Source organism: Lewinella sp. IMCC34183, from assembly GCF_003390915.1.
In the GTDB taxonomy this organism is placed as follows: domain Bacteria; phylum Bacteroidota; class Bacteroidia; order Chitinophagales; family Saprospiraceae; genus Neolewinella.
The window spans coordinates 850,014-875,547 of the sequence record NZ_QMEM01000001.1; the positions used below are offsets into that span (position 1 = coordinate 850,014).

Annotated in this window: 24 protein-coding genes and 1 tRNA gene; 8 read left to right on the forward strand and 17 right to left on the reverse strand. The window is 60.8% G+C overall.

All coding sequences use genetic code 11. From position 1 onward, the window contains the following. Positions 1-112 precede the first annotated feature (112 nt). Positions 113-604: a fatty acid hydroxylase gene (locus DQG19_RS03520; RefSeq protein ID WP_116124816.1), complete on the forward strand. Its 492-nt coding sequence runs from the start codon at positions 113-115 to the stop codon at positions 602-604. Positions 605-615: 11 nt separating this feature from the next. Then, positions 616-1,185 carry a hypothetical protein gene (locus DQG19_RS03525; protein ID WP_116124817.1) on the forward strand — a complete coding sequence of 190 codons (570 nt, stop codon included), beginning with the start codon at positions 616-618 and terminating at the stop codon, positions 1,183-1,185. On the opposite strand, the gene DQG19_RS03530 is transcribed toward DQG19_RS03525, so the two are convergent. From DQG19_RS03530 to mdh, 6 genes are all read right to left on the reverse strand, one after another. Beyond that, on the reverse strand, positions 1,182-2,021 hold the full coding sequence (locus tag DQG19_RS03530; RefSeq protein WP_116125192.1) for a histone deacetylase: 840 nt from the start codon (positions 2,019-2,021) through the stop codon (positions 1,182-1,184). The two genes, DQG19_RS03525 and DQG19_RS03530, sit on opposite strands and share 4 nt — an antisense overlap. 65 nt (positions 2,022-2,086) lie before the next feature. Beyond that, positions 2,087-3,595, reverse strand: coding sequence for an ABC transporter substrate-binding protein (locus tag DQG19_RS03535; RefSeq protein WP_157974292.1), 1,509 nt, complete (start codon positions 3,593-3,595; stop codon positions 2,087-2,089). After that, positions 3,552-5,093, reverse strand: a complete 1,542-nt coding sequence (gene guaA, locus DQG19_RS03540; protein WP_116124819.1) for a glutamine-hydrolyzing GMP synthase — start codon at positions 5,091-5,093, stop codon at positions 3,552-3,554. Before guaA ends, DQG19_RS03535 begins: the two co-directional genes overlap by 44 nt. A 91-nt stretch (positions 5,094-5,184) precedes the next feature. Beyond that, a complete protein-coding gene (locus tag DQG19_RS03545; RefSeq protein ID WP_116124820.1) occupies positions 5,185-6,012 on the reverse strand; it encodes a bacteriorhodopsin in 828 nt (275 codons plus the stop codon). 116 nt (positions 6,013-6,128) lie between these two features. Further along, positions 6,129-6,449, reverse strand: coding sequence for an ArsR/SmtB family transcription factor (locus tag DQG19_RS03550; protein WP_116124821.1), 321 nt, complete (start codon positions 6,447-6,449; stop codon positions 6,129-6,131). A gap of 114 nt (positions 6,450-6,563) precedes the next feature. After that, positions 6,564-7,499 carry a malate dehydrogenase gene (gene mdh / locus DQG19_RS03555; RefSeq protein ID WP_116124822.1) on the reverse strand — a complete coding sequence of 312 codons (936 nt, stop codon included), beginning with the start codon at positions 7,497-7,499 and terminating at the stop codon, positions 6,564-6,566. A 182-nt stretch (positions 7,500-7,681) separates the two neighbouring features. On the opposite strand from mdh, the gene DQG19_RS03560 reads away from it, so the two are divergent. Continuing rightward, positions 7,682-9,193, forward strand: a complete 1,512-nt coding sequence (locus DQG19_RS03560) for a T9SS type A sorting domain-containing protein (protein WP_157974293.1) — start codon at positions 7,682-7,684, stop codon at positions 9,191-9,193. Here the strand turns inward: DQG19_RS03560 and DQG19_RS03565 are convergent. From DQG19_RS03565 to alr, 3 genes are read right to left on the reverse strand one after another with little or no spacing between them, the layout of a single operon-like run. Beyond that, a complete protein-coding gene (locus tag DQG19_RS03565; RefSeq protein ID WP_116124824.1) occupies positions 9,190-11,346 on the reverse strand; it encodes a S46 family peptidase in 2,157 nt (718 codons plus the stop codon). The genes DQG19_RS03560 and DQG19_RS03565 overlap by 4 nt on opposite strands. 11 nt (positions 11,347-11,357) lie before the next feature. Then, the gene (locus DQG19_RS03570; protein ID WP_116124825.1) at positions 11,358-12,305 is read right to left on the reverse strand and encodes an NAD(P)-dependent oxidoreductase; all 948 of its coding nucleotides are present in this window, start codon (positions 12,303-12,305) and stop codon (positions 11,358-11,360) included. A 30-nt stretch (positions 12,306-12,335) separates the two neighbouring features. Further along, complete coding sequence (gene alr, locus DQG19_RS03575; RefSeq protein WP_116124826.1) at positions 12,336-14,729, reverse strand: alanine racemase; 2,394 nt, start codon at positions 14,727-14,729, stop codon at positions 12,336-12,338. A gap of 29 nt (positions 14,730-14,758) precedes the next feature. Here alr and DQG19_RS03580 point away from each other — a divergent pair, with 29 nt between their 5' ends. Continuing rightward, a complete protein-coding gene (locus DQG19_RS03580; RefSeq protein WP_116124827.1) occupies positions 14,759-15,475 on the forward strand; it encodes a hypothetical protein in 717 nt (238 codons plus the stop codon). Positions 15,476-15,658: 183 nt separating this feature from the next. Here DQG19_RS03580 and DQG19_RS03585 read toward each other — a convergent pair whose 3' ends face one another. Next, complete coding sequence (locus DQG19_RS03585; protein WP_116124828.1) at positions 15,659-16,447, reverse strand: hypothetical protein; 789 nt, start codon at positions 16,445-16,447, stop codon at positions 15,659-15,661. A 239-nt stretch (positions 16,448-16,686) separates the two neighbouring features. Between DQG19_RS03585 and DQG19_RS03590 the strand changes: the two genes are divergently transcribed. Together DQG19_RS03590 and dinB are read left to right on the forward strand one after the other, a co-directional pair. After that, positions 16,687-17,121, forward strand: a complete 435-nt coding sequence (locus tag DQG19_RS03590; RefSeq protein WP_116124829.1) for a hypothetical protein — start codon at positions 16,687-16,689, stop codon at positions 17,119-17,121. Continuing rightward, positions 17,081-18,193 (forward strand): DNA polymerase IV, encoded by a 1,113-nt coding sequence (gene dinB / locus DQG19_RS03595; RefSeq protein ID WP_116124830.1) that lies wholly within the window; start codon positions 17,081-17,083, stop codon positions 18,191-18,193. Before DQG19_RS03590 ends, dinB begins: the two co-directional genes overlap by 41 nt. A gap of 202 nt (positions 18,194-18,395) precedes the next feature. On the opposite strand, the gene DQG19_RS03600 is transcribed toward dinB, so the two are convergent. The 3 genes from DQG19_RS03600 to DQG19_RS03610 all read right to left on the reverse strand — a co-directional run bounded on the left by DQG19_RS03600 (position 18,396) and on the right by DQG19_RS03610 (position 20,816). Continuing rightward, positions 18,396-19,220: a class I SAM-dependent methyltransferase gene (locus DQG19_RS03600; RefSeq protein WP_116124831.1), complete on the reverse strand. Its 825-nt coding sequence runs from the start codon at positions 19,218-19,220 to the stop codon at positions 18,396-18,398. 133 nt (positions 19,221-19,353) lie between these two features. Then, positions 19,354-19,722 carry a hypothetical protein gene (locus DQG19_RS03605; protein WP_116124832.1) on the reverse strand — a complete coding sequence of 123 codons (369 nt, stop codon included), beginning with the start codon at positions 19,720-19,722 and terminating at the stop codon, positions 19,354-19,356. Beyond that, the gene (locus tag DQG19_RS03610; protein ID WP_116124833.1) at positions 19,722-20,816 is read right to left on the reverse strand and encodes a vWA domain-containing protein; all 1,095 of its coding nucleotides are present in this window, start codon (positions 20,814-20,816) and stop codon (positions 19,722-19,724) included. The genes DQG19_RS03605 and DQG19_RS03610 overlap by 1 nt, the downstream gene beginning before the upstream one ends. A gap of 213 nt (positions 20,817-21,029) precedes the next feature. Between DQG19_RS03610 and DQG19_RS03615 the strand changes: the two genes are divergently transcribed. After that, complete coding sequence (locus tag DQG19_RS03615; protein WP_116124834.1) at positions 21,030-21,725, forward strand: hypothetical protein; 696 nt, start codon at positions 21,030-21,032, stop codon at positions 21,723-21,725. Between the two features lie 50 nt (positions 21,726-21,775). On the opposite strand, the gene DQG19_RS03620 is transcribed toward DQG19_RS03615, so the two are convergent. The 4 genes from DQG19_RS03620 to rpsO all read right to left on the reverse strand — a co-directional run bounded on the left by DQG19_RS03620 (position 21,776) and on the right by rpsO (position 23,916). Then, positions 21,776-22,420: a uroporphyrinogen-III synthase gene (locus tag DQG19_RS03620; RefSeq protein ID WP_157974294.1), complete on the reverse strand. Its 645-nt coding sequence runs from the start codon at positions 22,418-22,420 to the stop codon at positions 21,776-21,778. A gap of 2 nt (positions 22,421-22,422) precedes the next feature. Beyond that, positions 22,423-23,388 carry an NYN domain-containing protein gene (locus DQG19_RS03625; protein WP_116124836.1) on the reverse strand — a complete coding sequence of 322 codons (966 nt, stop codon included), beginning with the start codon at positions 23,386-23,388 and terminating at the stop codon, positions 22,423-22,425. A gap of 91 nt (positions 23,389-23,479) precedes the next feature. Continuing rightward, positions 23,480-23,553: transfer RNA gene (locus DQG19_RS03630), tRNA-Lys, on the reverse strand. A gap of 87 nt (positions 23,554-23,640) precedes the next feature. Continuing rightward, on the reverse strand, positions 23,641-23,916 hold the full coding sequence (gene rpsO / locus DQG19_RS03635; protein ID WP_116124837.1) for a 30S ribosomal protein S15: 276 nt from the start codon (positions 23,914-23,916) through the stop codon (positions 23,641-23,643). Between the two features lie 179 nt (positions 23,917-24,095). On the opposite strand from rpsO, the gene DQG19_RS03640 reads away from it, so the two are divergent. Beyond that, on the forward strand, positions 24,096-25,529 hold the full coding sequence (locus DQG19_RS03640; RefSeq protein WP_116124838.1) for a T9SS type A sorting domain-containing protein: 1,434 nt from the start codon (positions 24,096-24,098) through the stop codon (positions 25,527-25,529). Positions 25,530-25,534 lie beyond the last annotated feature (5 nt).

Consider the following 25,534-nt stretch of genomic DNA (forward strand, 5'->3'; position numbering starts at 1 on the left):
TTACCCTTTACCAAAGAACGCAAATTGTTTTGAATTATCTTACCTTTTCACCAGGGCTGTATGGTGGTAAATTGTGGGTAAACCATCCCCCCTACCCGCTGTTTTCGTCGATATGGAGATCCTTTTATACACCGCCATTACTATTGCTACCGTCGCCGGCATGGAATTCGTAGCCTGGGCGGCCCACAAGTACCTGATGCACGGACTGCTGTGGAACTGGCACGAGGATCACCACCGCCCCCACCACGATAAGGAGGGATTCTTCGAAAAGAACGACCTCTTCTTCCTCGTCTTCGCCGTGCCCAGCGCCGCTTCCTACATTATCGGCCTGAACGCGGACGGCTGGTTCTGGCTCACCTTCGTCGGGGTCGGCATCAGCATATACGGAGCGATCTACTTCCTCATCCACGACGTATATATTCACCGGCGGTTCTCCTGGTTCCGGCAACTGGATAACAAGTACAGCCGGGCCATCCTCCGCGCGCACGGTCACCACCACGCCATCACGGAAAAGGACGGAGCCGAAAGCTTCGGCCTTCTCGTTGTCGCGCGCAAGTACTTCGGCAAGCGCACGGAGTGGGCCCGCCAGGATAGTAAGGCGTAATTTAGCGGCGTATGGAGGACCGCCTACTGGATAAAATCGCCGAGCCCTTTAACCTGCAACTTCCCGAGTACGCCACGCTGGAGGCGATGATCGACGGTATCCTGCCGGCCGTCGCCCAGTTCGGAGAGCCCAACCTGCTGGAGGAAGACGGCCCGCTCTACACCGTCAATTGGGTCAAAATGACCGACCGCCCCGGCGCCACCGAGGTCGAGCTTTACACCTTTCAGGGATATATGCAGGGGGAGATCCGCGTCGTGGTCGACGGCAAGGTGGACGCCAAGGCCTACGAGGTGGAGGAAAGTGGGACACGCATCATCGTCGGCATGAGCGTCATGCGCGACAGCTTCCTTTACGAGCTCTCCTTCATCGACAGCGACTTTCTGATCCTGCGCCGCCACGGCAACGCCGCCAATATTTCCGAGCGGTACCTCTTCTTCTGCCGCGAAGCCATTGGCACGCGACTCAACTGGAACGAAGCGCTCGAGCGCCTGGTGGACAAGTACCGCAACAGCCAGTTCCCCCTGCTGGCCGTCGGGCTTGTCGTCGCGGCCATCATCGCGCTGATGCTCTATTTCCGCTAATCGTACAGCCCCGCCGCCACGCGGTAGGTGTTGGCGTGGGCCTCGATGATCGTGGCCAACCGGTCGCTGTATCCCCCGCCCATCGCCACCGCCACGGGCACGTTGCGGCTGCGGCAGTTTTCCAGTACGTAGCGGTCGCGCTCCCGGCAGCCCTGCAGACTCATCGCCAATCGCCCCAGTTTATCGGTAGCCAGCACGTCGACCCCGCTCAGGTAGAATACCAGATCGGGGCGAAGACCGTCAAGCAGCCCGGGCAGGTGATTGTGGAGGGTGGTGAGGTACAGCTCGTCGCCGGTCTGGTCGGGCAAGCCAATGTCCAGGTCCGATTTTTCCTTGCGGGCCGGATAGTTGCGGGCGCCGTGCATGGAGAAAGTAAAGACGCGCGGCTCCTCCCGGAAGATCCGCGCGGTACCGTTACCCTGGTGCACGTCCAGGTCCACGATCAGCACGTTCTTTACTTCTCCGGTGCTGAGCAGCTCATTGGCGGCGATCGCGATGTCGTTGAATACGCAGAAACCCTCCCCGTGGTCGGCGAATGAATGGTGGGTGCCGCCGGCCACGTTCAGCGCCACCCCGTCGCGGAAGGCGAAGCGCGCGCAGTCCAGCGTACCCTGGGCGATCACCCGCCCGCGGGCCACCAGCTCGGGTCGCATGGGGAATCCAATGGCCCGGGCCTCCTTCCGGCTCAGGCCGCCGTCGCGGAGCTTTTCCCAGTACGCTTGCGTATGCGTCCGCAGAATGGCTTCCTCCGTCAGGGGTTGCGCGGTAAAGAACTGCGCCGCCGTGAGGGTGCCTTCGTACAGCAGCTGCTCGGGCAGCAGTGTGTACTTGTCCATCGGGAAGCGGTGCTTCGGCGGCAGCTGGTAGCGGTATACGGGACTGTAGGCGACGCGCACCGGCGCTAGTTCACCCGCTGGTACGCGTAGTCGGTGTACCGCAGGATATTGACGAAGGTGTTCTCGAAGCGATCGATCACGGCCTCCTCCAGGTTCGTGGCGTCGGCGGGGATGACGGCCACCGGCGCGAAACGAAAACTGGTGTGCATCAACGTTTCCGGGTGATCCTCGAGCTCAAACTGGAAGCGGGTCCCGTAACGCGCGATCATGCGCAGGAAGTAGCGGGTGACGTCGTAACCGATGTAGGCTTCGTCGCGGGGCAGGGTCGCGAAGCGGTCGTAGAACTTGCGGCGGAACTCCCGCACCTGGGGATCCAGCGGATCGATGAATACGCTGCTGCTGATGTGCACGTTGGTCGCCTGCACGAACTCGGCGTTTAGCCGGTCGAAGTCGGCCCACTGCGGCAGACCGTAGATCGCCACGTTGTCGCCGTTCTCCGCCTGGGTGGCCATGTAGGCCTGCCGTAGGAAGTTGGATACGAACACTTGGTCCTGGTACACCGGGACCATAAATACCGTGCGCCGACCCTGCAGGTACAGCGACAGGTCGGGCACCTCCCCGCTGATGATCATTTCTTCCAGGGGCTCGACGTCGGGGTCGCCACTCAGCAGACGGTACTCGTCCTGGAAGTAAGCCAGCCGCTCGCGCTCGCCGGCGGGAGCCACCAGCACGATGCGGTCGGCCCCCTGGGTGTTGTAGGCGTGGGCAAGCAACTGCCGCAGGTGGGTCTCCAGGGTAGGGTTCACCTGTACGTAGTTGGTATTGCGTTCGCTGACGCCGGTAGAGGCACTGTAGGGGGAGATGAGCACCTTCTCCTGCCCGCGCACGGCATCTGCTACCAGGGTAACGTTATCCTTGAGGTAGGGGCCGATCACGAGTTGCGACCGCTGGTACTCGGGAGAATTGAGGATGGCCTTCACCTTGGTGGCGTTCGCCCGGCTGTCCTGTACCCGTACATCGAAGGCTACCCGGCCCTCCCGAACTTCGTCCAGGGCCAGCTCCGCCCCGCTGTAGAAGTGCAGCGCCCAGAGGGAATTGGGGTCGATGGCGGTGGCACCCTCGGCGTAGCGATCCGAAAGGAAGGGAAGGACGAAGTCTACGCCGTAACCGCTGAGTAGCCGCGATCCGTTGCGGCCGGTGCCCGTCTGGGTGACGGGCGGCAGGCCCGGAGCCGTGGGAGCGGTCGGTGCCGGGGGTACGTAGGCGTACTGCCCGTCTTCGGTGATCGGGGCGGCACCCTGCCCGTCCTGCCAGACGATGGTATCCATCGTTTGCGTCGGGGCGTTGATGACGATGTAGGTACCGGTCTCCTCGTCGAAGACGCGGCGGCTCTGTACGGGATCGAGGTCGTCGTCGCCGCGGCCCGGGCGGGTCGTGGTGGTGGGCCCGGTGGTGTCCACCGGCTTGAAGAGCTCGCAGGAGGTGGTGACCGTCGTTAGCAGTAGCGCCAGCAGACAGTATAACAGGGGGCTATTCCCACTCGATGGTAGCCGGCGGCTTGGTACTGATGTCATAAACGACGCGGTTAATTCCTTTTACGTTATTGATAATGGAGCTGGAGACGGCGGCCAGAAAATCGTAGGGTAGGTGGCTCCATTCGGCCGTCATGCCGTCGGTGGACGTTACCGCCCGTAACGCGACCGCCTGTTCGTAAGTGCGCTCGTCGCCCATCACACCGACCGACTGTACCGGCAGCAGGATGGTTCCAGCCTGCCAGACCTGGTCGTAGAGGCCGTACTCCCGCATCTTGTCGATGTAGATGGCGTCGGCCTCCTGGAGCAGGTGGACCTTCGCCGGCGTGATGTCGCCCAGGATCCGAATGGCCAGGCCGGGACCGGGGAAGGGGTGGCGGCCGATCAGGTGGGCAGGCATGCCCAGCTCGCCCCCGACGCGACGTACCTCGTCCTTGAACAGGTTACGCAGAGGCTCCACGATCTTAAGGCCCATCTTCTCGGGAAGCCCCCCTACGTTGTGGTGGCTCTTGATGGTGACCGAAGGGCCGTGCACGCTTACGCTCTCAATGACGTCGGGGTAGATCGTACCCTGGGCCAGCCAGGTAATGTTGGTCAGCTTCTTGGCCTCCCGCTCGAATACCTCGATAAAGACGCGGCCGATGGCCTTGCGCTTTTTTTCAGGGTCGGACTCCCCGGCCAGGGCTGAGTAGAAATCCTGTTTGGCGTCGATGGCCGTCACGTTCAGCCCCATGCCTTCGTAGCTCTGTTCCACCTCTTCAAACTCCCCCTTGCGCAGCAGTCCGTTATCGATGAAGAAGCAGAACAGCCGGTCGCCAATGGCGCGGTGCAGCAGCATGGCCGCTACGGAACTGTCCACCCCACCGCTGAGGCCCAGTAGTACGCGGTCCTCCCCGATCTGCTCGCGGAGGGCGTCCACCGTTTCCTCAATGAAGTGGGCGGGCGTCCAGTCGCCGGTGCAGCCGGCGATGTTGATGACGAAGTTCTCCAGCAGTTGCTTGCCGTCGAGGCTATGGTAGACCTCGGGGTGGAACTGGATACAGAATACGGGTTGCGCGAAGCGGTCGCCGATGGCCCCGAAGGCCGCCACTTCTACGTCGGCGGTAGAGGCCAGCAGTTCGAAGCCTTCGGGGAGGTCCTGAATGGTATCCCCGTGGGACATCCATACCTGTGAGCCCGTTTCAATCCCTTCGAAGAGACCATCGGACCTGCGTACCCGCCCCAGATTGGCCTTGCCGTACTCTCGCTTCAAACTCCGGCTGACGGTGCCGCCGTAGTGCTGGGCAATGTACTGTGCACCGTAGCAGATACCGAGGACCGGCACCTTGCCGACGACCCGCTCGAGGTCGGGGTGAAGGGCGCGCTCCTCGCGCACGCTGAAGGGACTGCCGCTCAGAATGACGGCCCGGTAGGTGTCGTCAAGCTCGGGAATCTTGTTGTAGGGAACGATCTCGCTGTACACGTTGAGCTCCCGGATGCGGCGGGCGATAAGCTGGGTGTACTGGCTGCCGAAGTCGAGAATGAGCACCTTTTCCGTCATGCCGCAAATATAGCGTACCCGCCCTTGGGCGCGGACGCGGGTGCAAAGTTTCGCCCGCGGGGCGCCTGCAGGACGGGTACGCCGGGACGGATTACCCGACGTTCATGGCGTATTCCTTCGACTTGGTGTCGATGCGGTGCATCAGCACGTGGGAACCTACGAGGTATACGATGATGCCGACTCCGGCCTTGTTGATCACGTCGGCTACCGAGTAGGCGATCTGCAGGATGTTGCCGTCGATGCCCGTTACGGCAATGAGGATGTAGCCGATCGGGTAGACGCCCCAGAGGGTCACTACCGTACCCGCCATCCAGCGGAAGCCCCGCTGCTCGATGGCCAGGGAGGCCGAGGCCAGTTCTTTCCAGGCCCGGTAGAGCGCGTACACGACAGCCAGGTAACCGATGGTGGAGATGGCTCCCCAGATAAGGCGCGGGCCTACCAGAATTTCGCCGGCGGCCGACAGCTGCTGGTCACCGATGTAGCCGGTTACGATCATCCAGAAGTCCCCAATCAGTGCAATGGCAAGGAGGCTGTAAGCGCGGCGCCCGCGTACGCCCGCCATCATGAACATCTTGACGAGCAGCAAGGGCGTGGTGATGGTCCAGTCCATGTACCGCAACTGGCCGATCGTGAGGAAGGCCTGCTTGCTTTCCGCGTAGCTCGGCACCCCATTGATGGTCGCGAGGAAGGAGCGGTAATAGTTCTGGATGAAGAAGTACGAGATGCCCGCCACCAGCCCGATGCAGGCGGTCAGTACCCGGCTGGTATTGTGTTCCGGCGCGACGTGGGTTCGTGTCTGCATGGAGAAAATCAGCGACGCCAGCAAGGCGAACATCGCGACGACCATAAAGTACCAGGTGACCGTTGCAATCAGCCCGCTGGTAGCGGCATTGGGAATAAAAACGGTTGAAGTTTCCATGGCTCTTTTTTCCGGTAAAATGTACCGGAAAAAGGAGGTGTTCGGGGCAATATATTGTTATACGGGATAACCTTTAATATTGACGAAATATAGATAATACCCTCACCCATTCGGGCTTACATATTACACTGGCAATTCTCCAGACACTCGATGATGAGGCTCACGTCCCGCTCCTTGAGCGAGTACATGACCGAGCGTCCGTCGCGCTTGGCACTCAGGATCCCCTTCAGCTTCATCGTCTGCAGATGGTGACTGACCAGGGACTGTTCGGACTCCAGCGCATCGGTGATATTGGTGACGCTGAGGCGCGGGTGTTGCTCCAGAAGGTGCACGATACCGAGGCGCAGGGGGTGGGCGACGGTCTTCAGGATAAAGGCGATCCGCTCCAGCTTTTCGGCTTCCTGGGGATTGATTACGGTAGGCTTGATAGGTTCCATACTGGGGCGGTGGGTGGAGCCTAGTATACAACATCGGGGCGGATTGGGTTGCCGGGACACAAAAATGCCGCGCTGCCCGACGGGCAGCGCGGCACCTTATAGGGTACGGACGAACTAGTTGATGTCCATGCCCTCAAACACTTCCATCACCTCACGTACGTGATCGGCGCTGGTGTTGAGGAGGTCCATTTCGGCGTCGTTGAGCTTGAGCTCGATGATGTCGACGATGCCTTCCTTGCCGAGCTTGACGGGAACGCCCAGGAAGAGGTCCGACAGTCCGTACTCGCCACTCAGGTGGGCGCAGCAGGGGAAGATGCGGTTCTCGTCGCGGATGATGCTGGCCACCATCTGCGCGGCGGCGGCACCGGGGGCGTACCAGGCAGAGGTACCCATCAGTTTGACGAGCTCTCCCCCACCCGACTTGGTGCGGTCGACAATGGCGTCGAGGTCCTCGTCGGAGATCATCTCCGTGACGGGGATGCCGCTTACGGTCGTGTAGCGCGGAAGCGGCACCATGGTGTCGCCGTGACCGCCCAGGAGCATAGCCTGGATGTCCTTGGGGCTCACGTCGAGGGCCGTGGCGAGGAAGGCGCGGTAGCGGGCGGTATCGAGGATACCGGCCATGCCGAAGACGCGGTTGCTGGGCAGGCCGCTGGCCTTGAAGGCCGCGTGGGTCATCACGTCGAGCGGGTTCGAGACGACGATGATGATGGGGTTGTCGGAGTGCTCCATGATGGACTTGGTCACCATGGTCACGATCTTGGCGTTCGTGGAGATGAGGTCATCGCGGCTCATACCCGGCTTGCGGGGGATACCGGCGGTGATGACGACGATGTCGCTGCCGGCGGTGTCGGCGTAGTTCTCGGTTCCCGTCAGGCGGGTGCTGTACCCGTCAATGCTGGCCTGCTGCCAGGAATCGAGGGCTTTGCCCCGGGCCATGTCGCCTTTGATATCGAGCACGACCACTTCGCGGACCAGGTCGTTATGGGCCAGCACGTTGGCTACGGTGGCGCCTACGTTTCCGGCGCCGACTACGGTTACTTTACTCATGTATACGGTTCGTTTAAGTGACTTCCGGCCGGAGCCGCACGCGGTCGGGGGAAGTTGGGTGTTGGTAAAATATCGGGGAGGCGAAAGTAGCCAAATTTCGCGGTACCCGCCGAAATGCCGCGGTAATGACCCGCAGCCCTGCAAACGTTGGGTACTTTTACGGTCCACCTCAACGCCTTCCGATGCCGGCACGACTACTCACCACTTTAGTTTTTCTTCTCGCTCCCCTCTGTTTCCTTACCGCCCAAGACTATCGCGGCTGCGCCACGGTAGGGCGTTCGGCCTGGCTCGACGCTTACCAGGCCGGGAAGATCGCTCCGGTGCCCAAGTCGCTGGAGACGCGCTTCGTGCCCATTCACCTCACCCTGGTGGGCGACGACAACGGGGCGGGCTACGCAGATCCGCTGACCCTCCTCAACAGCTTCGAACTGCTGAACGACGATTTCGCCGAGGTGAACGTCCGCTTCTACATCGACAGTGACATTGACTACCTCAGCAGTACCTTCTACTATGACCACGACTTCGACGGGGGCTACGACCTGATGCGCAACTTCAACCGGCGCAACACCCTCAACAGCTACGTGGTGGGCAACCCCAGCGAGGCCTGCGGGTACTACAGCCCGCGGGGCGACGCTATCGCCCTGGGCATCAACTGCATCAACGCCGGCAACCACACCTGGAGCCACGAAGTGGGCCACTACCTCAGTCTGCCGCACACCTTCTTCGGATGGGAGAGCGTCGGGGACATCGCCAAGGTGGAAGCCTTTAACAAACCCGCCCCCACCAGCCTGCGGTACGCGGGGCGGACCGTCGCCGTGGAACGGGTCGACCGCAGCAACTGCGCGGATGCCGCCGACGGGTTCTGCGACACGCCGCCCGACTACCTTCCCGAGCGGTGGAACTGCGAAACGGGGGGCATCTACAAGGATAGCCTGCTGGACCCGGACTCGACCCGCTTTGCCGTCTACGGCGCGAACATCATGAGCTACGCACAGGACGGCTGCGTGGAAGCCTTCTCCCCCGAACAGGTAGCGGCCATGAACGCCAACCTGGCCGGCCGCTCCGGCCTGGCCGACGCGGACGCGCCCGTATTCACCGCCGCCCGCGTGGAAGATCTCTCCCTCCTCAGCCCGGCCAACAACGAGCGAGTCCGGTTCTCGGACAGCGTACAACTGATCTGGAACAAGGTGCCCAACGCCGATTTCTACCTCGTCCAGCTCAACCGCGGCGCTAACTTTTCCGGCAACCCCCTCACTTCCTTCTTCACCTCCGACACCTCCGTGGCGATTACCGACATTCTTCTTCCCCGCACCAAATACTACTGGCGGGTACGCGCGGTCAACCGCTACGACGTCACCGGCGACTTCTCCGGCGTGCGGGAGTTCGTCAACGGACGGGAGCTTTCCACTGCCACCCGGCAGGATGCCCTACTCGCGGCGGCCGTGCGGCTTTCCCCCAACCCGGTTTCCGCGCGGCACCCCCTGCGCCTCAGCGCGGCAGGCATCGGATCCGGGGAGCTGAGCGCCCAGCTGATCGACCTGTCCGGCCGGGTGCGGGCCGAGCAGCCCCGGCAACGGGTCAGCGGCTCGTTCGAGCTGGAGTTTGCCACGGCTGACCTGCCGGCCGGCATCTACCTGGTCCGAGTAACACTCGACAGCCGCCAGCTCACCCGCCGGGTGATCGTCACCCCCTAATTATCCCCGACGATCGTCATTTCGTCTACCAGGTGGGTGGCCCCCGCGAATTTGTCGATCAGGAAGAGGACGTAGCGGATGTCTACCATGATGTTGCGGCAGATGGACGGGTCGTAGTAGACGTCCGACATCGTACTCTGCCAGGTACGGTCGAAGTTCAGCCCCACCAGCTCGCCCCGGCCGTTGAGCGCCGGGCTCCCGCTGTTGCCACCGGTAGTGTGGTTGGAGCCCAGCAAACAGACCGGCATCTTGCCCTCCGGCGTGGCGTAGCGACCGTAATCCCCGGCGCGGTACAGCTCAAGCAGCCGTTCGGGCACGTCAAACTCGTAGTCGCCCGGCACGTATTTTTTCACCACCCCCTCGAGGTAGGTCTGGTCCGCGTAGCGCTCGCCGTCCAGACCCGTAAAGCCTTCGTACTTCCCGTAGCTGACGCGCAGGGTGGAGTTTGCATCGGGATAGAGGTTTCGCTCGGGAAAGAAGCGGAGGAGGCCGTCCATGTACTCCCGTTGCAGGGCGTTGATGCGCTCGGCGTAGGCGTTGTAGGGGTCCACCACACGCACCTCATTATAGCCGTTGAGTTGGCGAACGAATTGGAGGGAACGGTCGGCGCTGAGGTGTTCCACGAAGGCTGCCGGATCCATTCGCAACAGGTCGATCATGCGGTCGGGATGGGTGAGGTAGCTGCCCTGGAACAGGTCCTCCACCAGGGCGTCGTAGGAACCGGCGAAGGCCAGTTGATCAACGGCGTACGGGGATTGGTATTCCGTCTCTACCTCTTCGAAGTAGCTGGGCAGCAGGGCCCGTGCGACCTCGCGGTCCACCTCCGCACTGTACCCCTGAAAATAGTTCTCCAGGTAGGCGATCAGCGCCGGCGCCCGCTGCCGAAAATCTTCCAGGCCGTTGTTGTCGACGCGCTTGAGCTGGGCAGCCAGCACGTTGGCCAGCCGAAACAGGTCGACGTTGTAATTGATCTCCCCAACGTAAGCGCGGGCAATTTCCAGGGGCTCGCGGGCCTGGTACAGCGAATCCAGTCCGGGGAGCAGATGAGCGTACTTCTCTACTGCGGAGGGTTTAGCGGCAACGCGCTGCAGAAATTCCCGCTCAAGCGCCTGGCGTTCTTCCACGGCCCCGACCGCTTCCACGCCCTGGCTTTCCCCGCGCCACTTTTTCCAGGCATTGGCGATGCGCGCCTGCTTGCTGGCGTAGTCGATACGAATCTGGGGGTCGGCCCGCATGGCACTGTCGATCACGGCCAGGCTCAGGTCCCGCAGGCCGATCCGGATGGGGTTGATCACTTCGGTGCGCTGCTCCATCGCCCCCGCCGGCAGGTAGCTGTCGGTCGTACCGGGGAATCCGAAGATCATGGAAAAGTCTCCGGGCTTCGTTCCGCCGATGTTGATCTCCAGGTGCTGCTTGGGGTGCAGGGGGACATTTTCCGCGGCGTACTCGGCCGGATCTCCGTTCGGTGCGGTGTAGATGCGGAACAGGCTGAAATCGCCGGTATGGCGTGGCCATTCCCAGTTGTCGGTGTCGGCTCCGAACTTACCGATCGAGGAGGGCGGCGCTCCGACCAGCCGGACGTCCCGGTAGGTCCGGGTCACGAAGGCGTAGTAGCGGTTGCCCGCGTAAAAGGGCTTGACGAGCACTTCCTCGAAGGTGCCGAGCGGAAACTGGCCGCGGAGGGCTTCGGTGTTTCGCTGCACGATCCGTGCCCGGTCCGCTTCGCTCGTCGCATCCGTGACGCCGTCCAGGATGCGGTCGGTCACTTCCTCGATGCGCTCAATGAAGGTAACGAAGAGTCCCTCGTTGGGCAGTTCTTCTGCCTCCCGCATAGCCCAGAAACCGTCTTGCAGGTAGTTATTCTCCAGGGTGGAGTGGTCCTGAATGGCCCCGTAACCGCAGTGGTGATTGGTCAGCACCAGTCCCCGGTTACTGATCACCTCGCCCGTGCAGAAGCCGCCAAAGTGGACGATAGCATCCTTCAGGCTTCCGCGGTTGATGCTGTAGATGTCCTCGGCCGTGATCTCCATGCCCATATCGCGCATCTCCTGCTCGTTAAGGTTCTCCAGCAGAAGGGGAAGCCACATACCGCCACCCGCGCGCAGGGCAGTCAGGGAAAGACAGGAAAGCAGTAAGACGAGCATATGACGCATGACGGAGGGGATTATACCCCCGTAAACGCCTCAGTGATCTTTTTGTATAAGGTGCGGGCGTGGCCCTCTTCGGCCTCGTGGCTCCAGCCAGCGATGTGGGGGGTGAGCACGGTCCGGTCGCTACGGCGCAGATACTGGTAGGGCTCGGGCAGGGCGTCGGGCTCCAGTTTCACGAAACTCTGCTCCTCGTATTCGTTCACGTCCAGTCCGGCTCCCAGTACGCGGCCGGCTTCCATGGCGTCGACCAGATCGGCGGTATTTACCAGCAGGCCGCGGGCCGTATTGATCAGGTATACCGGTTTGGCGAAGGCGGCGAACCAGTCGGCATTCGCGTAGTACCGGTTGCCCTCCAGAAACATGTGCAGGCTCACCACGTCCGCCTCTCGCTGCAACTGCTCGAGGGAAACCGCCTCGGCGTACGCGTCCCCGTACGCGGTACGGAACTTGTCGTGCGTGATCACCCGGCAGCCGAAGCCCTGCAGGCGTCGCGCCGTCATTTGCCCCATATTGCCGTAACCGACGAGGCCTACCGTCAGGTACTGGAGCTCGGTCCCCACGTTACCCCGGCGGACCCACTCCCCCGCCCGGACCTGCCGGTCGGCCCGTCCGAGGTGATTAAGCAACATGAGCAACATCCCGACGGCGTGCTCGGCGACCGTATGCTTGCTGCCCTCCGGGCTATTGAAAACGATTATTCCCCGTTCGCGGGCGTATGCGAGGTCGATGTGGTCGGTACCCACTCCCCAACGGGCCACGAACTTCAGCCGGTCGCCGCCGGCGTCCAGCATCTCGCGGTCAATATCGAAGCGGGAGCGGATCATAAGGCCGTCGTAGTCGGGCAACAACCGCAGGGCCGTGGCGCGATCGCAGGTGCTGTGAACGTCGACCGTGTGCCCGTCCGCCCGTAATTGCTCGCGCAGGAAGGGGTGGGCGTCGGGGTCTAGGAATATCACTTTCATGGCCCCAAGGTACGCAGGCGGGCGAGCGGATCACTCCCCTACGTAGATCCGGTGGACCCGACTGCCGATCCCGGTAAGTATCTCGTACGGGATGGTGCGCGCCGCCCCGGCCAGTAACTCGATTGGGTGGTCGGGAGAAAAGATGACGGCCTCATCGCCTACTTTGATATCGGGTATCCCGGTGACGTCCACCGTACACATATCCATACAGACACTTCCGATCGTGGGGGCGTAGCGGTTGTGGATCCGCACGGCGAAGCGCCCCCCCCCCGCCAGGCGGGGCAACCCGTCGGCGTAGCCTATGCTGAGTACGGCCAGGCGCTTGTCGCTGTCGATGACGCCCCGGCGCCCGTAACCGACCGTTTCCCCGGCGCTGCGGTTCTGCAGGGCGGTGACCGTAGTGGTCAGGGTGAGTACCGGCTGCAGGTGCATGCGCATGCTTTCGTCGCCGATGCCGTAGAGACCGATCCCCAGGCGGACCATATCGTAAGCATTCTGGGGGAAGCGGGAAATGCCGTTGCTGTTCAGGGCATGACGTTGCACCCGCGCGCCGCCGCCCTTCAGGTACTCCTCGTAGAGCCGGTCGAAGTCGCTAAGCTGCTTCACCGTGTAAGCGTCGTGTACGGGGTCGTCACTGGCCGCCAGGTGGGTAAAGATGCTGGCAACCTGTACTCCGGAGAGCCCCGGCTGCCCGCTATGGAGCTGACGAAATTCCGCTTCCGGGAAACCGAGGCGCCCCATACCGGTATCCACTTCGATATGGACGGGCAGCTTCAGGGTAGCCGCCCACCGGAGCTGTTCGGTGCGGTGTACCACCGGCTCCAGGTCGTACTCGGCCAGCAGGGGGTAACTGTAGGCCTCAGCGTTCAATACCATAATCGGAAGCCGGATGCCCCCCTGGCGCAGCTCACGGCCCTCCTCGGGATAAGCAACGGCCAGGTAGTCCGCGCCGACATCCTCCAGCCTACGCGCAACGGGCAGGGCACCACTGCCGTAGGCCGAGGCCTTGGCCATCACAATAACCTTGCACTCCGGCGGGAGGCCGTTTTTATACGATCGAAAGTTCTGGCTCATCCGGGTGAGGTCGACCTCCAGCGTGGTACGGTGGAGCTGCCGGCTCAGCATGTCGGCCACCTGGTCCATGCCCTCCCGGCTGGCTCCCTTTACCAGCACCGTTTGCTCCTTAAACCTGAGCTCTGGGAGCGCGCGTATCAGTTCGGGTACATCGGCGAAATAGGTGGCCTCCGGAAAGACAGGACGGAAGGCCGCATTGGCTTCCCCCACCAGCAGCAGGCGGTCGACCCGGCCGGACAGAAGGGCGCGCAGGCGGTCGGCCAGGTCGTCCAGTGGCTGTACGGTACCGAGGATCAGCGCCAGGTTGTCGTAGGGGTCCTGTGCCTCGGCGAAGGTTACCGCCGCGGCGAGGGCGCTGAAGTCGTTGCTGTAGCTGTCGTTGATCACGGGGCCACCCTCCCGGCCGCGGCGCTGCTCCAGGCGATTGCTGAGGGGGACAAAGCCGCCGGCTACCGAAATAAAGGTGTGAAGCGGTAAGCCGAACGCACAGGAGAAGGCTGCTACCGACCTGGCGTTGTCGAGATACACCGGTGGCAGTTCGGGCAAGATGACCAGCCGGTCATTTCCGTTGATACGTATGCCCCGGCGCCCCGAGCCCGACCATCGGTATAGCTGCCCGCGGTCCAGAACGCCGCGCGCGGCCTCTACAAGTTCTTCCTGGTTGGGGAGTACCAACAGGTCTACGCCGCGGAACAAGGACATTTTTTCCCGCAGCAGGTGGTTGCGGTCCTCGAAGTTGCGCTGGTGGGCCGTCAGCACGTTGGTCAGGATTCCGTGGCTGGGCTGAACGATGTCCGCTAGAATGCCCATATCCCCCGGTTCGCTGATCCCTACCTCGAAGATGCCGATATCGTGGTGCTGATTCAGGTTCCAGAGCGATAGCGGAACACCGACCTGGGAGTTGTACGAACGGGGACTGGCGCATACGTTTCGGTCGTGCGACAGCACCTCCGTAAGCCAGTCCTTTACTATGGTCTTGCCATTACTTCCCGTGATGGCCACGATCGGTATATCAAACTGCCGGCGGTGATGGCGGGCCAGCTGCTGGAGCACCCACAACGGACGGTCGACCTGATGGATCCGGGGAGGTACGCCGCCTACTGCCTCCATGGCCGCACCGATGGCTTCGCGGTGGGCCGTGAACCCTTCACGCGATACAACGAAGTCCCGGACGCCGAGGCGAATCAGGGGGGCAACGTAAGCGTGTCCGTCGCGACGTTCCCCGCGGAGGGCAAAGAACAGCGCGCGCAATGGTTGTCCTACAAGGCGGCTGTCGATAACCAGATCGTAGGAAGCGTAATTGTCGTAGAGTCGCCGTATGAATACAAGGGAATCCGGCTGGTGGTGCATGACTAAGGAAAGATCGTAATTTTGTGGCTATGCAGGTTCCTAAAATCCGCCAATCGGTGGCAGAATTCAAAAATTGGATGCTGACCGACGAAGCTTTGGCCTATTTACCCCTCTGGGAAACGCAGCAAAACTGGCAGGAACACTTTAACGTGGAAGCTAAAGACCTGGCAGCCAGCTACGATACCGCCCTGGACAGTAAAACCAACCGCCGCCACTACCGGCGGGGCGGCTACGACCCCAAACGGAGCATGCTCGCGATCATGGAATGGGAGCCCGACTTCGTCCGCGACGCCTTCCGCGACCTCTTCAGTGAGGACCGAGACCTGGAAGGTCGGGTGCAGCGCTTCGTTTTCTACGTCAACGAACTGTTCAACCGGTACCGCGACGCGAAGCCCAAGGCGCGGGAGCCCACGCACTACCACGACGACGATTACAATATGGCCTCGATCTACCTGATGGGCCAGTACCCGGAATCGTACGCGCCGTACAGCACACCCCTGCTTCAGCAGTTGTGCCAGAAGCTGGGCGCAAAAGACGTCCCGCCGGCCGCAGATTTCCCTCGGTACACGAAGCTGCTCACCACCCTCCGGCCCTTCCTCGAGCAGGACGAGACAATTATGCAGCAGTACCAGGACGCCCTGCGGCCGGTAGACTATGCGGGCAAGAGCGCGCTGCTGGTCTATTGGTTCTTCCGGTTCGTGGTCGACCACCAGAATGCGGCCGCCGGAGCGGGCAAGGAACAATGATTTCTGACGTCAGCGCCGCCGCGTCACGCTGCGGCCGCCGGTGTATCGTCGTTGTGAGTTCCAACGACGGCACCTCATCCCTACCCTATTCCCGTGGATTGGTGAGATTAAGGATCGATAGTGCACACCGGGCCCCTGATGATGCCAGCTCCGCAAAACCGGAGGGCAGTCCTGCGCCCTTAATCAGGCAGCTACGCGCTGAAGGTTGCGGATCACCTCGCCATCGGCGGGTGCGGTGAAGAGTCCCTCACCCTGGCGGTCGTCACTCACTTCCAGGTGCATGGTATCCGCCAGTTCGCGGGCCAGCTTACCCAGCTGGAGGGCGTAGGGAATACTGAATCCCTGTGCCGCGTAGTGGTCTACGATGCCAATACGGATACATTCCAGCGGATCGTGGCGTACCATGAGTTCCCGCACCCGGTGGTTGCGATTGAAGGGGATCTTGCGATCGGTGAGCGCGTTGCGCAATTCTTCCATGGTCGTCTTCACCACGTTGTCTACCCGGAAGCGGTTCCAGTAGTCTGCCGATCCCGTACGCCGGATGTAGGCGTTGAGGTGACGCTCCTCAGCGGCGATTTGGCAGCTCATTCGGGTCATTGCCTTGGTCTGCTCCAGGAGTTGCAGGGTCTCCTCCGCGGTTAGCTGTACGCGGTCGGGGTAAACATCGGCTTCCTTGCTCAGCTTGGTGGCGATGGCCTGCTTCACCTTCGATTTGGTGGCCAGGGCGACGAGCCGGGCCAGCTCCAGGTTGAAATAGTACTCGTGAACGACATCGGTCTTGGTGTGGGCGGAGCGGGCGTAGTCCTGCATGCCCACCGGCTTGCGGATGCCGTCGGAAAACTGGTAGATATCCCTGATCCAGGTCCGGACGTTGGCCTGGTAGTGGTGATCGGAAAGTCCGAGCGCGCGATGCAGCTCGCTCGCCTTGACTACCCGGGTTCCCTTCTTGCTTACTCTGATCGTTAGGTCCATGTTTGAAACCTGCTGTTGATAAAACAAATTTAGCCCTTGTTGGAATACCAAACAAGTTTAAAACAAATTATTTGTAAGTTTTTTGGGTAAATTTCCGCTATTATCAGCGGGTTACAGCAGAACGGACTGTAAAATAAACTAAATAGTGACACCTGATACGTCAGAATCGTGCCGGCTGCATTTTTCCGACCAACAATAGTGACTACGCAAAGCCGTTATCTTTACCGTAAAGTCTTGCCATGGTTCGTTCCCTTCTCACATTTGCCATCATTCTGGTGGTGGCCGTCGTGGCCTACAACTACTTTTACGGTTCCCCCGCCGAACGCCGGCAAAGCGAAGCGATCGTCCGTAAAGCGGGCGACCTAGGGGCCGACGCCTGGAACCTCCTGCGGGGCGAACGTGAAAAACTGCGCGACGGGAAATACGACGACGCCCTTGACCGGTTGGAGTCACTCTATACCGACCTACGCGAACAGGCCCGGGACCTGAGCGACGATGGTGCCCTGGACCGCCTCACGGACCTAGGGAAACGGCGCAGGGAACTGGAAAATGCGCTTGGGCGGGGGGATGAACTATCCGACCGGGCACAACGTAAACTGGACGATCTCACAGCGGACACCGAGGCCCTGATGCATGAAATGGAAGCGAAAAGCCAACCGCGCGCCCCTTACTAAAGCGCGAAAGATCATCCATATCGACATGGATGCTTTTTTCGCCAGCGTGGAGCAGCGGGACAATCCCGAGCTCCGCGGCAAACCCATTGCGGTGGGCGGCAGCAAGTTGCGGGGCGTAGTGGCGGCCGCGAGTTACGAAGCCCGGGTATTCGGCGTGCGGTCGGCCATGCCCAGCGTGACGGCCAAGCGCCTCTGTCCCGATCTCATCTTCGTCAAATCGAACTTTGAGAAATACCGGGAGGTATCCGATCAGATCCGGGAGATATTCTACTCCTATACCGATCTGGTGGAGCCCCTCAGCCTGGATGAGGCCTATTTGGACGTTACGGAAACCAAGCGGGGTCCGGCCTCCGCCACCCTCATCGCACAGGCGATCCGCGACGAGATCTTCAAGACCACCGACCTGACCGCCTCCGCGGGGGTGAGTTTTAACAAGTTTCTCGCCAAAGTGGCCAGCGACATCAACAAGCCGAACGGCATGAAGGTGATCATGCTGGAGGAGGCAGCGGACTTTCTCGCCCAGTTGCCGGTCGAGGACTTTCACGGCATCGGCAAGGTCACCGCGGCCCGGATGCACAAAATGGGCTACCGGACGGGCGGGGACCTACGCAGGCTTTCAGAAATGGAAATGGCCCAACGCTTCGGCAAAGTGGGGCGCCACTACTACCGCATCGTCCGGGCACTGGACGACCGCCCCGTCAACCCGAACCGCAACCGTAAGAGCGTGGGGGCCGAACGCACCTACTCCGATGATGTGAGCTCGCCTACCGTCATGAAGGAAAAGCTCGACTGGCTGGCGGAAAAGGTCTTTGCCTACCTCGTCGAGCGGGACAACTACGGACGCACCGTGACCCTGAAAATGAAGAGTCCGGAGTTCGTCATCCATACCCGTAGCCGCAGCTTCAGCGGCGAAATCCGCAAACTCCAAGACCTCAGGGAGATTGCCCACCAACTACTGGACGAAAACGTAGAGGAGGTACCCACCGTCCGACTACTGGGCCTCAGCGTGAGCAACCTGGAGCGGGAAGGGGGCGAGGGGGTGCAGCTGTTGTTACCTTTTGAGGAGGAGTGAGTAGTTCTGTAGTTCTGTAGTTCTGTAGTTCTGTAGTTCTGTAGTTCTGTAGTTCAAATTCCGCGACTCGAGGCAGGTTCACCTCAGCCCAGCTAGCCTCCAAAATACCAGCGACCGCCGGGAGCAAGACTACAGAACTACCAGCGACCGCCGGGAGCAAGACTACAGAACTACCGAACTAAAAGCGACCACAGGGAGCGCACTAACTATTCATCTTCTGAAACATCATGATCCCCCAATCCAGGCAACCGTCCTCGGCGAGGCGGATGAAGTTCTTGTAGGTTTTGATGCGTTCATTCACGAAGCGCTCGCTGCTCTGTTCGATGAGCTTCTCCTTGTTGGCCTGCAGGGTATACAGCACCTTGGTGTAGTGGTGTACGAGCTGCTCCGAGAGCTCGATGCTGTAGATCTGCTGCAAAAATCCGCGGGCGGCGTCGGTACCGTACTGCTCCTCTGTGATGAGTTCTTCGAGCGGCAGTTTCTTGATAAGTTTCTCGGAATCGGGGTCGTCGCAGGTATCGCTGCGCATGAGAGCGCTGATGATGAGCCGGCCTTCGGGCTTCAGGACGCGGTGGATCGCCCGGAAGGTTTCGCGCTTTTTGCCGGTCAGGCTGAATGCATCCTGGGCGATGACGAAATCGAAGTAATCGGGGTCGTAAGGCATGTATTCAACGAATCCCTTCGCAACTTTCACTTTTTTGCTTAGTTCGAGCTCTTCGATCTTCCGCTCGTTGTATTCATTTTGCTTTTCGTCGTCGTTGAGGCACCAGACCTTACACTTGTATTTCTCGGCGATAAAGCGTGCGGCGCCTCCGAAGCCTGACTGAACCACTAGAATTTTCGATGCCCGCTTGATACGCGGCAGCAACTTGATCATGCGCTCCGTCGTCTTGCGGTTAGCTTCGTGCAGACTCAGACTCTTCGGACGGTAGATACCAATGTGCAGATCGTCCCCGCCCCAAACATTGTGATAAATGTGCTGGCCTTTCTTTTCTTCAACGAACAGGGGGTTGGGATTGGTAGACATAGGTGTTGTTTACCTATACCAACGTAGGTACACCGGTTTTGTTCGCAATTTGATGATTGCTTTCATCCTATCCTAGCACTACCCGTACAATGCCCCAATACGGGCAGCAGTAGGTGCTCCGGGAAGGGTTTTGCTAGTCGCGCTTGGTCAGTTCCTGTTGCCAACCCCGCACCTCGCCCAGGCGGAACCTTACGGGAAAGTGAGTAGCGGCCTCGATATTCAATTCCAGTCGGCAGAAAAACGCCAGATAAGGCTTGGTCGAAGCGAAATCAAAGTCAGATGACTCGAAGGATCCGACTGTCTCGGCAAAGGGGGCGGGAACGCGGGTGCCGGGGTCAGTTGCCAACCGCAAGGCCGCCGGCTTACATACCGCGAGCGGCTCCGGAACCAGGGTGGCCCGCCGTTCGGTCAGGGAACCTGCACCTGCGTCCGCGCCCACGGTAAGTTGGGCCTGCAGCGCTCCGCAGGAAAGTAGCAACAGTACAGCCAGGGCAGCGCGCATCACTTCTTCTTATTGCGTTTGTAGTCGCGGAAAACGAAGTCGCCGAGGCCCTGTAGCCCACTGTAGTAGGCCTTGCCGCCGTTGGTCTCGGTGAAGCTCTGCACGAACTGTACGAGGTAGGGGTCGCGGGCGATCATGAAGGTGGTGACTGGGATGCTGATCTTGCGCAGGCGGGCGGCGAGGTTGAGCGTACGATTGACGATGGTGCGGTCTAGGCCCATGCTGTTCTTGATGTAGCGTTTGCCGCGCTTGATGCAGGTGGGCTTGCCGTCGGTGATCATGAAGATCTGCTTGTTGGGGTTGCGGCGGCGGCGCAGGATGTCCATGGCCAGCTCGAGCCCGGCTACGGTGTTGGTGTGGTAGGGGCCCACCTGGAGATAGGGCAGGTCCTTGATCTCCACCGGCCAGGCGTCGTTGCCGAAAACGATGATGTCGAGGGTATCCTTGGGGAAGCGGGTGGTGATGTACTCACTGAGCGCCATGGCCACCTTCTTGGCGGGGGTAATGCGGTCCTCGCCGTAGAGGATCATGGAATGGCTGATGTCGATCATCAGCACCGTTGACATCTGGGCCTGGTAGTGGGTTTCGTAGACTTCGAGGTCGCTGGTGGTCAGTTTGAAGTCGTCGATGCCGTTGTTGATCTGGGCATTGCGGAGACTCTCGCTGACGGCCATTTTGTCGAGCGCGTCGCCGAACTCGAAGGGGCGGCGCTCGGAGGTGGTCTCGTCGCCGCGGCCGCTGTAGCGGGTGGAGTGGTTACCGCGCTTCGTCTTCTTGATGTCGCCGAAAATATCCTTGAGGGCTTTCTGGCGCAGCTCGCCCTCCATCTTGGCGGTGGGTACGTAGCCGGGCTTACCGGGTCCGTCGCCGGGTTCGATGTAGTTTTTGTCGATGAGCTCCTGGATGAAGTCTCCGATGCTGTAGTCTTCGTTGGTCAGTTCGTACTGCCGGTCGAGGTTGGTGAGCCACTGCAGGGCTTCGCCGACGTTGCCGGAGGTGTGGGTAAGGAGTTCCTGGAAGAGCTTGAGGAGCTTTTCGAAGGGGGTTTCGTCGTCTTGCCCGGCGATGTAGTTTGAGAATTTCCAGCCTATCATATAGGGGGAACGGGTGGGGGCTGGGGATGGTTTTGGCGGAGTGGCCGGTGCGGTAGCGGCCGGTCGACTAGTGGCCGGTGGAGGAGCCGCCGGTCGGCTAGTGGCCGGTCGACTAGTCGACCGGCCACTAGCCCTACGTACCAGTTCGGCATTCTTAACCCACAGTTAACACGAGTCCACCCAGCGTAGACTGCGGGTACCGTGATTTGCCGCATGTACCACGAACACGTTATCTACCACGTCTATAATCAGAGCATCAATTACGAGACCATCTTCAAGGAAGAGAGTAACTACCACTACTTCCTGGAGAAAGTGAAAAAGCACCTCGTGCCGGTCGCCGACGTATTAGCGTTCTGTCTGATGCCCGATCATTTTCACTTCCTGCTCAAACCCACCCCGCGGGGGTGCCAACCCAGTCCGTGCGGGCGGTTCCTCGCGGCGGATGAAGACGGTACCGAAGTGAAGTACCAGCAGAACCTGAGCCACGCGCTTAAAATCATGCTCAGCAGCTACACCCGAGCGATCAACGGGCAGTACCGACGACGGGGCTCCCTGTTCCGGATCAGGACCAAAAAGAAGCCGGGCTACGCCAATTTTTACCCGGATGCCGCAGACTTGGCCGATGATGAGCCCTTCACCCGCTTCGTGCCGTACCTCCAGATTTGCTTTTTGTACATCCACGATAACCCCGTCAAGGCCGGACTTGTCCATGACCCGCTCGAGTGGGGCTGGTCTTCCGCACTAGACTACGCGGGCTGGCGCGACACGGGAGTATGCAACTTCCAGGCGACGGAACACCTGTTAGGCATCCGGCGGGCGGCTGATCTCTCTGCTCCACGTGCCACGTCGTATAGCGATGGGCCGCTGCACCACAATGCAACGGCCCTACCCCACCCGCCCAGTTTCTAAGCAATATGGTGGTGGCAAAAAAATCTGATAGGTTGTAAACGCAGGGCGATTTAGGGTGCAGGACGCTCAAGCAACTCCACCAGCCCCGCCTCGCTGCTCTCCGCCGGCCACGTACACGGGATACCCCGCCGCTCCAGTTCGCCGCCCGTACTCGGACCGATGGCCAGGACGCGCGCACCAGGTGACAGTGCGAAGTGATCAAGGTAGGCAGCGACGTTGAGCGGGCTAGTGAAGATGTAGGTACGCGCCTCGATCGGCTCCCGCGGCGGGGCCGGGCGATTATCGTAGCAGACCGCATCTAGCACCGTAAGTCGGTCGGTCAGCGCGGACTGCACACTAAGACGCGACTGCCGGGCGCGGGGAAAGAAAACCCGACGACCCTCAGCAACGGCCAAAAAATCCTCGGCTACCCGCTCCGGGTGACCGTCGCCGCAGAAGTCCACCCGCCGGCCGGCGGTCAGCAGCGTGGCTGCCGTACCGCCGCCGATAGCGGCCAATTTGGTACCATCGGGTACCTCACCGGCGAATGTGACCGCCCGGGAACTGTAAAAGAACCACCAGTCGGCGTCCGCAGGTGCTGTAAACGGGACCGCCGCGAATGCGAGCAGGGACCGCGCCTCCAGCCGTTCGCCCACGCTGTCGGTCCACTGCCGCAGGGGGCTGTCGCCCTTGAGTTTACGACTGATGAAGATCACCCCTACTCCTGTTCGCCCTCGTCGCCCTCCAGCTCTCCGAGGAAGTATACTTCCTGGGCCACCAGCTTACCCTTGTCACTGTGGCTGAGCACGAACTCGACGGGGTCGCCCTCCAGCAGGTCCTCGAAGCGGACGTTCTTGACGTTGGTATGGTGAAAGAACAGATTGTTCGGGGGGTAGGTGATGAAACCATACCCACCCTTCAGGCTGAAGATCTGGCTCTCCATGACTTCCCCGATCTCGCCCTCCACGGGTTCCTCCAAGACGACCTTGTCCGATTTCTTGTTTTCGGCCGCGGGTGTAGGTGCATCCTTCTTCTTGTCGCTGACGAACAAGTGATGCACCAGCCGCGCCTCCGCCTCCGAACTGGGGTGGTCGATGATCTCCGACATCGCCAGCGGATAGCTCGCCTCCCGCAGCAGGTCCTGGCTGGTACGGGTAACCATGCCGCTGCCGTTGTCAGTGGTGAATTCAAAGTCCCAACCAACGATCATGACCCTGCAGCCCAGGGCGTTGAGCTTACGGACGAGCGGAACGTAATCACCGTCGCTCGCGATGAGCACCACCACGTCGAACCGGTGTAGCAGGGTCTGCTCGAAGGTTTCCAAGGCGAACCACACGTCGATCCCCTTTTCCTGCCGCCGTCCGTGGGTCGACCGCAGGGGGGCGTAGTGGGTGGTGACGCCGCTCGACATCAGGATGTCGTCGAAAACCCGGTCGTAATACAGGGCGCTGCCCCGCTGCTGGGCCTCCGTGGCATTGAGGCGGGCGCGGAAGTAATGACTGTCCACGATTTTACTGCGCCGCAGCGGGACCCCTTCCTCCTGGGCTACGCGGGCTTCGATAAACTGGTGGAGGCCCGTGATGGACAGCCGGCGGCGCTGCGGATGATCGTAGTTGTAGTAGTTGCTAACGTGGAGGAAGTAATTTCCGTCGTAAAAGACACCTATCTTGGTGAGTTGCGGCATTTCTATTTCAGGTATGGTATATGAATCCGTATCGGTAGTACGGCACAAAGAAAAGCCCCATCCACGGAACGCGGACGGGGCTTAGCGTATGTGAGCCCCCAGGGGCTCGAACCCTGGACCCCCTCATTAAAAGTGAGGTGCTCTAGCCAGCTGAGCTAGGGGCTCTGGAGGATGCTTTATTTCTAAAGCGTCGCAAAGGTAAGCACGTCCAACTTATTTAACCAAGCCGTACGCCACTTTCTTCGCGAATTCCTACTTCCGGATACCGAGCTTGGCGATCAGCGAACGGTAACCTTCAAGATCTTTACGCTTGAGGTAGTTGAGCATCTTGCCCCGGCTGCCGACGAGCGAAAGCAGCGCCTTGCGGCTGCTGTGATCTTTCGGGTGCTCGCGCAGGTGGTCCGAGAGGGCCTTGATGCGGAAGGTGAACAGAGCGATCTGTCCTTCGGTGGATCCAGTATTCTGGGCGGATCCGCCGTATTCGGTGAAGATGTCGTCCATCTTCTCCTGAGTCAGGTAAACGGGCATAGTATAAAGCCTTTAGTAAATAGCCCGCCGCGTACGGCCGACTAATCAGTTAAAGCGAAAAATTTCGGGCCGCAAAGGTAGGGATTTTATTTGTACCATGCTACCCGACCGGTCGAAAGATAAGTTTTTGCGATAATCGCCCCCCGCTTTACTTACCTTCCGACTACAATGCTCCCCAGATGAAGTACCTGTCTACCCTGCTCCTTTTCTGCGCGCTCAGCACCTGCGTCCGCGCCCAGACCTACGTCAGCGTCGAGAAACAAGACAGCGTTCCGCGAAGCCAGCTCACCTTTCTGGCCGGCCCCTACAACGTGGTCAATTACAAAGTACGCTACCGCACCATCGATACCCAGGGCCAACCCGATACCGCCAGCGGCCTGCTGACGATTCCGTACGACCGTGGCCTGGAGTTCCCGCTGGGCGCGTACATGCACGGTACCGTAACGAACCGGGAGGCGGTGCCCAGCCGTATGGGCGTTACCGAACGCACCCTGGTGGACCTGATGGCCTCCTACGGATACGTGATGGTAGCGCCGGACTACCTCGGCCTGGGCGACAACGAAGGCTTTCACCCCTACGTGCACGCCGCCAGCGAAGCCAGCGCGGGACGCGACCTGCTACTCGCCGCCCGCCAGTGGCTCGCGGAGCAGAAAATCCCCTACAACGATCAGCTGTTCCTTACCGGATACAGCCAGGGAGGCCACGCCGTGCAGGCGCTCCACCGCGACATTCAGGAAAATCCGGGTGACGACGACCTGACCGTCACGGCGGCCACCCACCTGTCCGGCCCCTACAGCATCAGCGACGTCATGCGGCGGGCGGCCTTCGAAGAGGAGCCTGCTACCCTGCCCGGCTACATCATCTATACCTACGTAAGCTACGACAACGTCTACGGCATCTACGACAACCTGGGCGAGGTATTCAAGGAGCCCTATCTGGATGTCATCGAGGATTTCAATATGGACGTCATCGACGGCACCAGCTTCAACAACCAACTCTACCAGTTGCTGGAGGACCGCGACGAACGGCTGGCCGACATGTTCCAGGACTCCATCCGCCAGCAGCTTGAGGAAAACGACCCCGACAGCCGGATCATTCAGGCCCTGCGCGACAACGATACCTATGACTGGGCTCCCGAAGCCCCGACCCTGCTCTACTACTGTACGGACGACGAGCAGGTCCCCTTCGAGAACGCCATCCTCGCCGACAGCGTGATGCGCATCAACGGGTCCACAACGGTCATGATCGAGTCGGGCGGTGAACGCAGTCACACCGAATGCGTACAGCCCGCCCTGCTGCGCACCCTCGGCCTGTTCGAAGGCCTCGCTTCCCGCAGCGAGGTAGCTACGGCCACCGGCCGGCCGGTCCGTCAGGTCAGCCTCTCCGTGAGCCCCAACCCCGTTTCCGTCGGTGGCGTCGTACGGGTCTCCGGACTCACGACGGGGGCCTATACCTATACCTTGTACGATGCCGCCGGCCGCAACGTGCAGCGCGGCACACTGCCCGCCGACGGTAGCCTGTCGGTGTCCGCCAGGGCCGTAGCCGGCCTGCACCTGCTGCGGATCAACCTCCCCGACGGCAACTTTGCGGTCAGGAAGGTCATGCTTCGGTAGGCACG

Coding starts and splice junctions, on each gene's coding strand:
- DQG19_RS03520 (WP_116124816.1), top strand. CDS start 113: ATGGAGATCCTTTTATACACCGCCATTACTATTGCTACCGTCGCCGGC.
- DQG19_RS03525 (WP_116124817.1), top strand. CDS start 616: ATGGAGGACCGCCTACTGGATAAAATCGCCGAGCCCTTTAACCTGCAA.
- DQG19_RS03530 (WP_116125192.1), bottom strand. CDS start 2,021: ATGGACAAGTACACACTGCTGCCCGAGCAGCTGCTGTACGAAGGCACC.
- DQG19_RS03535 (WP_157974292.1), bottom strand. CDS start 3,595: ATGACATCAGTACCAAGCCGCCGGCTACCATCGAGTGGGAATAGCCCC.
- guaA (WP_116124819.1), bottom strand. CDS start 5,093: ATGACGGAAAAGGTGCTCATTCTCGACTTCGGCAGCCAGTACACCCAG.
- DQG19_RS03545 (WP_116124820.1), bottom strand. CDS start 6,012: ATGGAAACTTCAACCGTTTTTATTCCCAATGCCGCTACCAGCGGGCTG.
- DQG19_RS03550 (WP_116124821.1), bottom strand. CDS start 6,449: ATGGAACCTATCAAGCCTACCGTAATCAATCCCCAGGAAGCCGAAAAG.
- mdh (WP_116124822.1), bottom strand. CDS start 7,499: ATGAGTAAAGTAACCGTAGTCGGCGCCGGAAACGTAGGCGCCACCGTA.
- DQG19_RS03560 (WP_157974293.1), top strand. CDS start 7,682: ATGCCGGCACGACTACTCACCACTTTAGTTTTTCTTCTCGCTCCCCTC.
- DQG19_RS03565 (WP_116124824.1), bottom strand. CDS start 11,346: ATGCGTCATATGCTCGTCTTACTGCTTTCCTGTCTTTCCCTGACTGCC.
- DQG19_RS03570 (WP_116124825.1), bottom strand. CDS start 12,305: ATGAAAGTGATATTCCTAGACCCCGACGCCCACCCCTTCCTGCGCGAG.
- alr (WP_116124826.1), bottom strand. CDS start 14,729: ATGCACCACCAGCCGGATTCCCTTGTATTCATACGGCGACTCTACGAC.
- DQG19_RS03580 (WP_116124827.1), top strand. CDS start 14,759: ATGCAGGTTCCTAAAATCCGCCAATCGGTGGCAGAATTCAAAAATTGG.
- DQG19_RS03585 (WP_116124828.1), bottom strand. CDS start 16,447: ATGGACCTAACGATCAGAGTAAGCAAGAAGGGAACCCGGGTAGTCAAG.
- DQG19_RS03590 (WP_116124829.1), top strand. CDS start 16,687: ATGGTTCGTTCCCTTCTCACATTTGCCATCATTCTGGTGGTGGCCGTC.
- dinB (WP_116124830.1), top strand. CDS start 17,081: ATGAAATGGAAGCGAAAAGCCAACCGCGCGCCCCTTACTAAAGCGCGA.
- DQG19_RS03600 (WP_116124831.1), bottom strand. CDS start 19,220: ATGTCTACCAATCCCAACCCCCTGTTCGTTGAAGAAAAGAAAGGCCAG.
- DQG19_RS03605 (WP_116124832.1), bottom strand. CDS start 19,722: ATGCGCGCTGCCCTGGCTGTACTGTTGCTACTTTCCTGCGGAGCGCTG.
- DQG19_RS03610 (WP_116124833.1), bottom strand. CDS start 20,816: ATGATAGGCTGGAAATTCTCAAACTACATCGCCGGGCAAGACGACGAA.
- DQG19_RS03615 (WP_116124834.1), top strand. CDS start 21,030: ATGTACCACGAACACGTTATCTACCACGTCTATAATCAGAGCATCAAT.
- DQG19_RS03625 (WP_116124836.1), bottom strand. CDS start 23,388: ATGCCGCAACTCACCAAGATAGGTGTCTTTTACGACGGAAATTACTTC.
- rpsO (WP_116124837.1), bottom strand. CDS start 23,916: ATGCCCGTTTACCTGACTCAGGAGAAGATGGACGACATCTTCACCGAA.
- DQG19_RS03640 (WP_116124838.1), top strand. CDS start 24,096: ATGAAGTACCTGTCTACCCTGCTCCTTTTCTGCGCGCTCAGCACCTGC.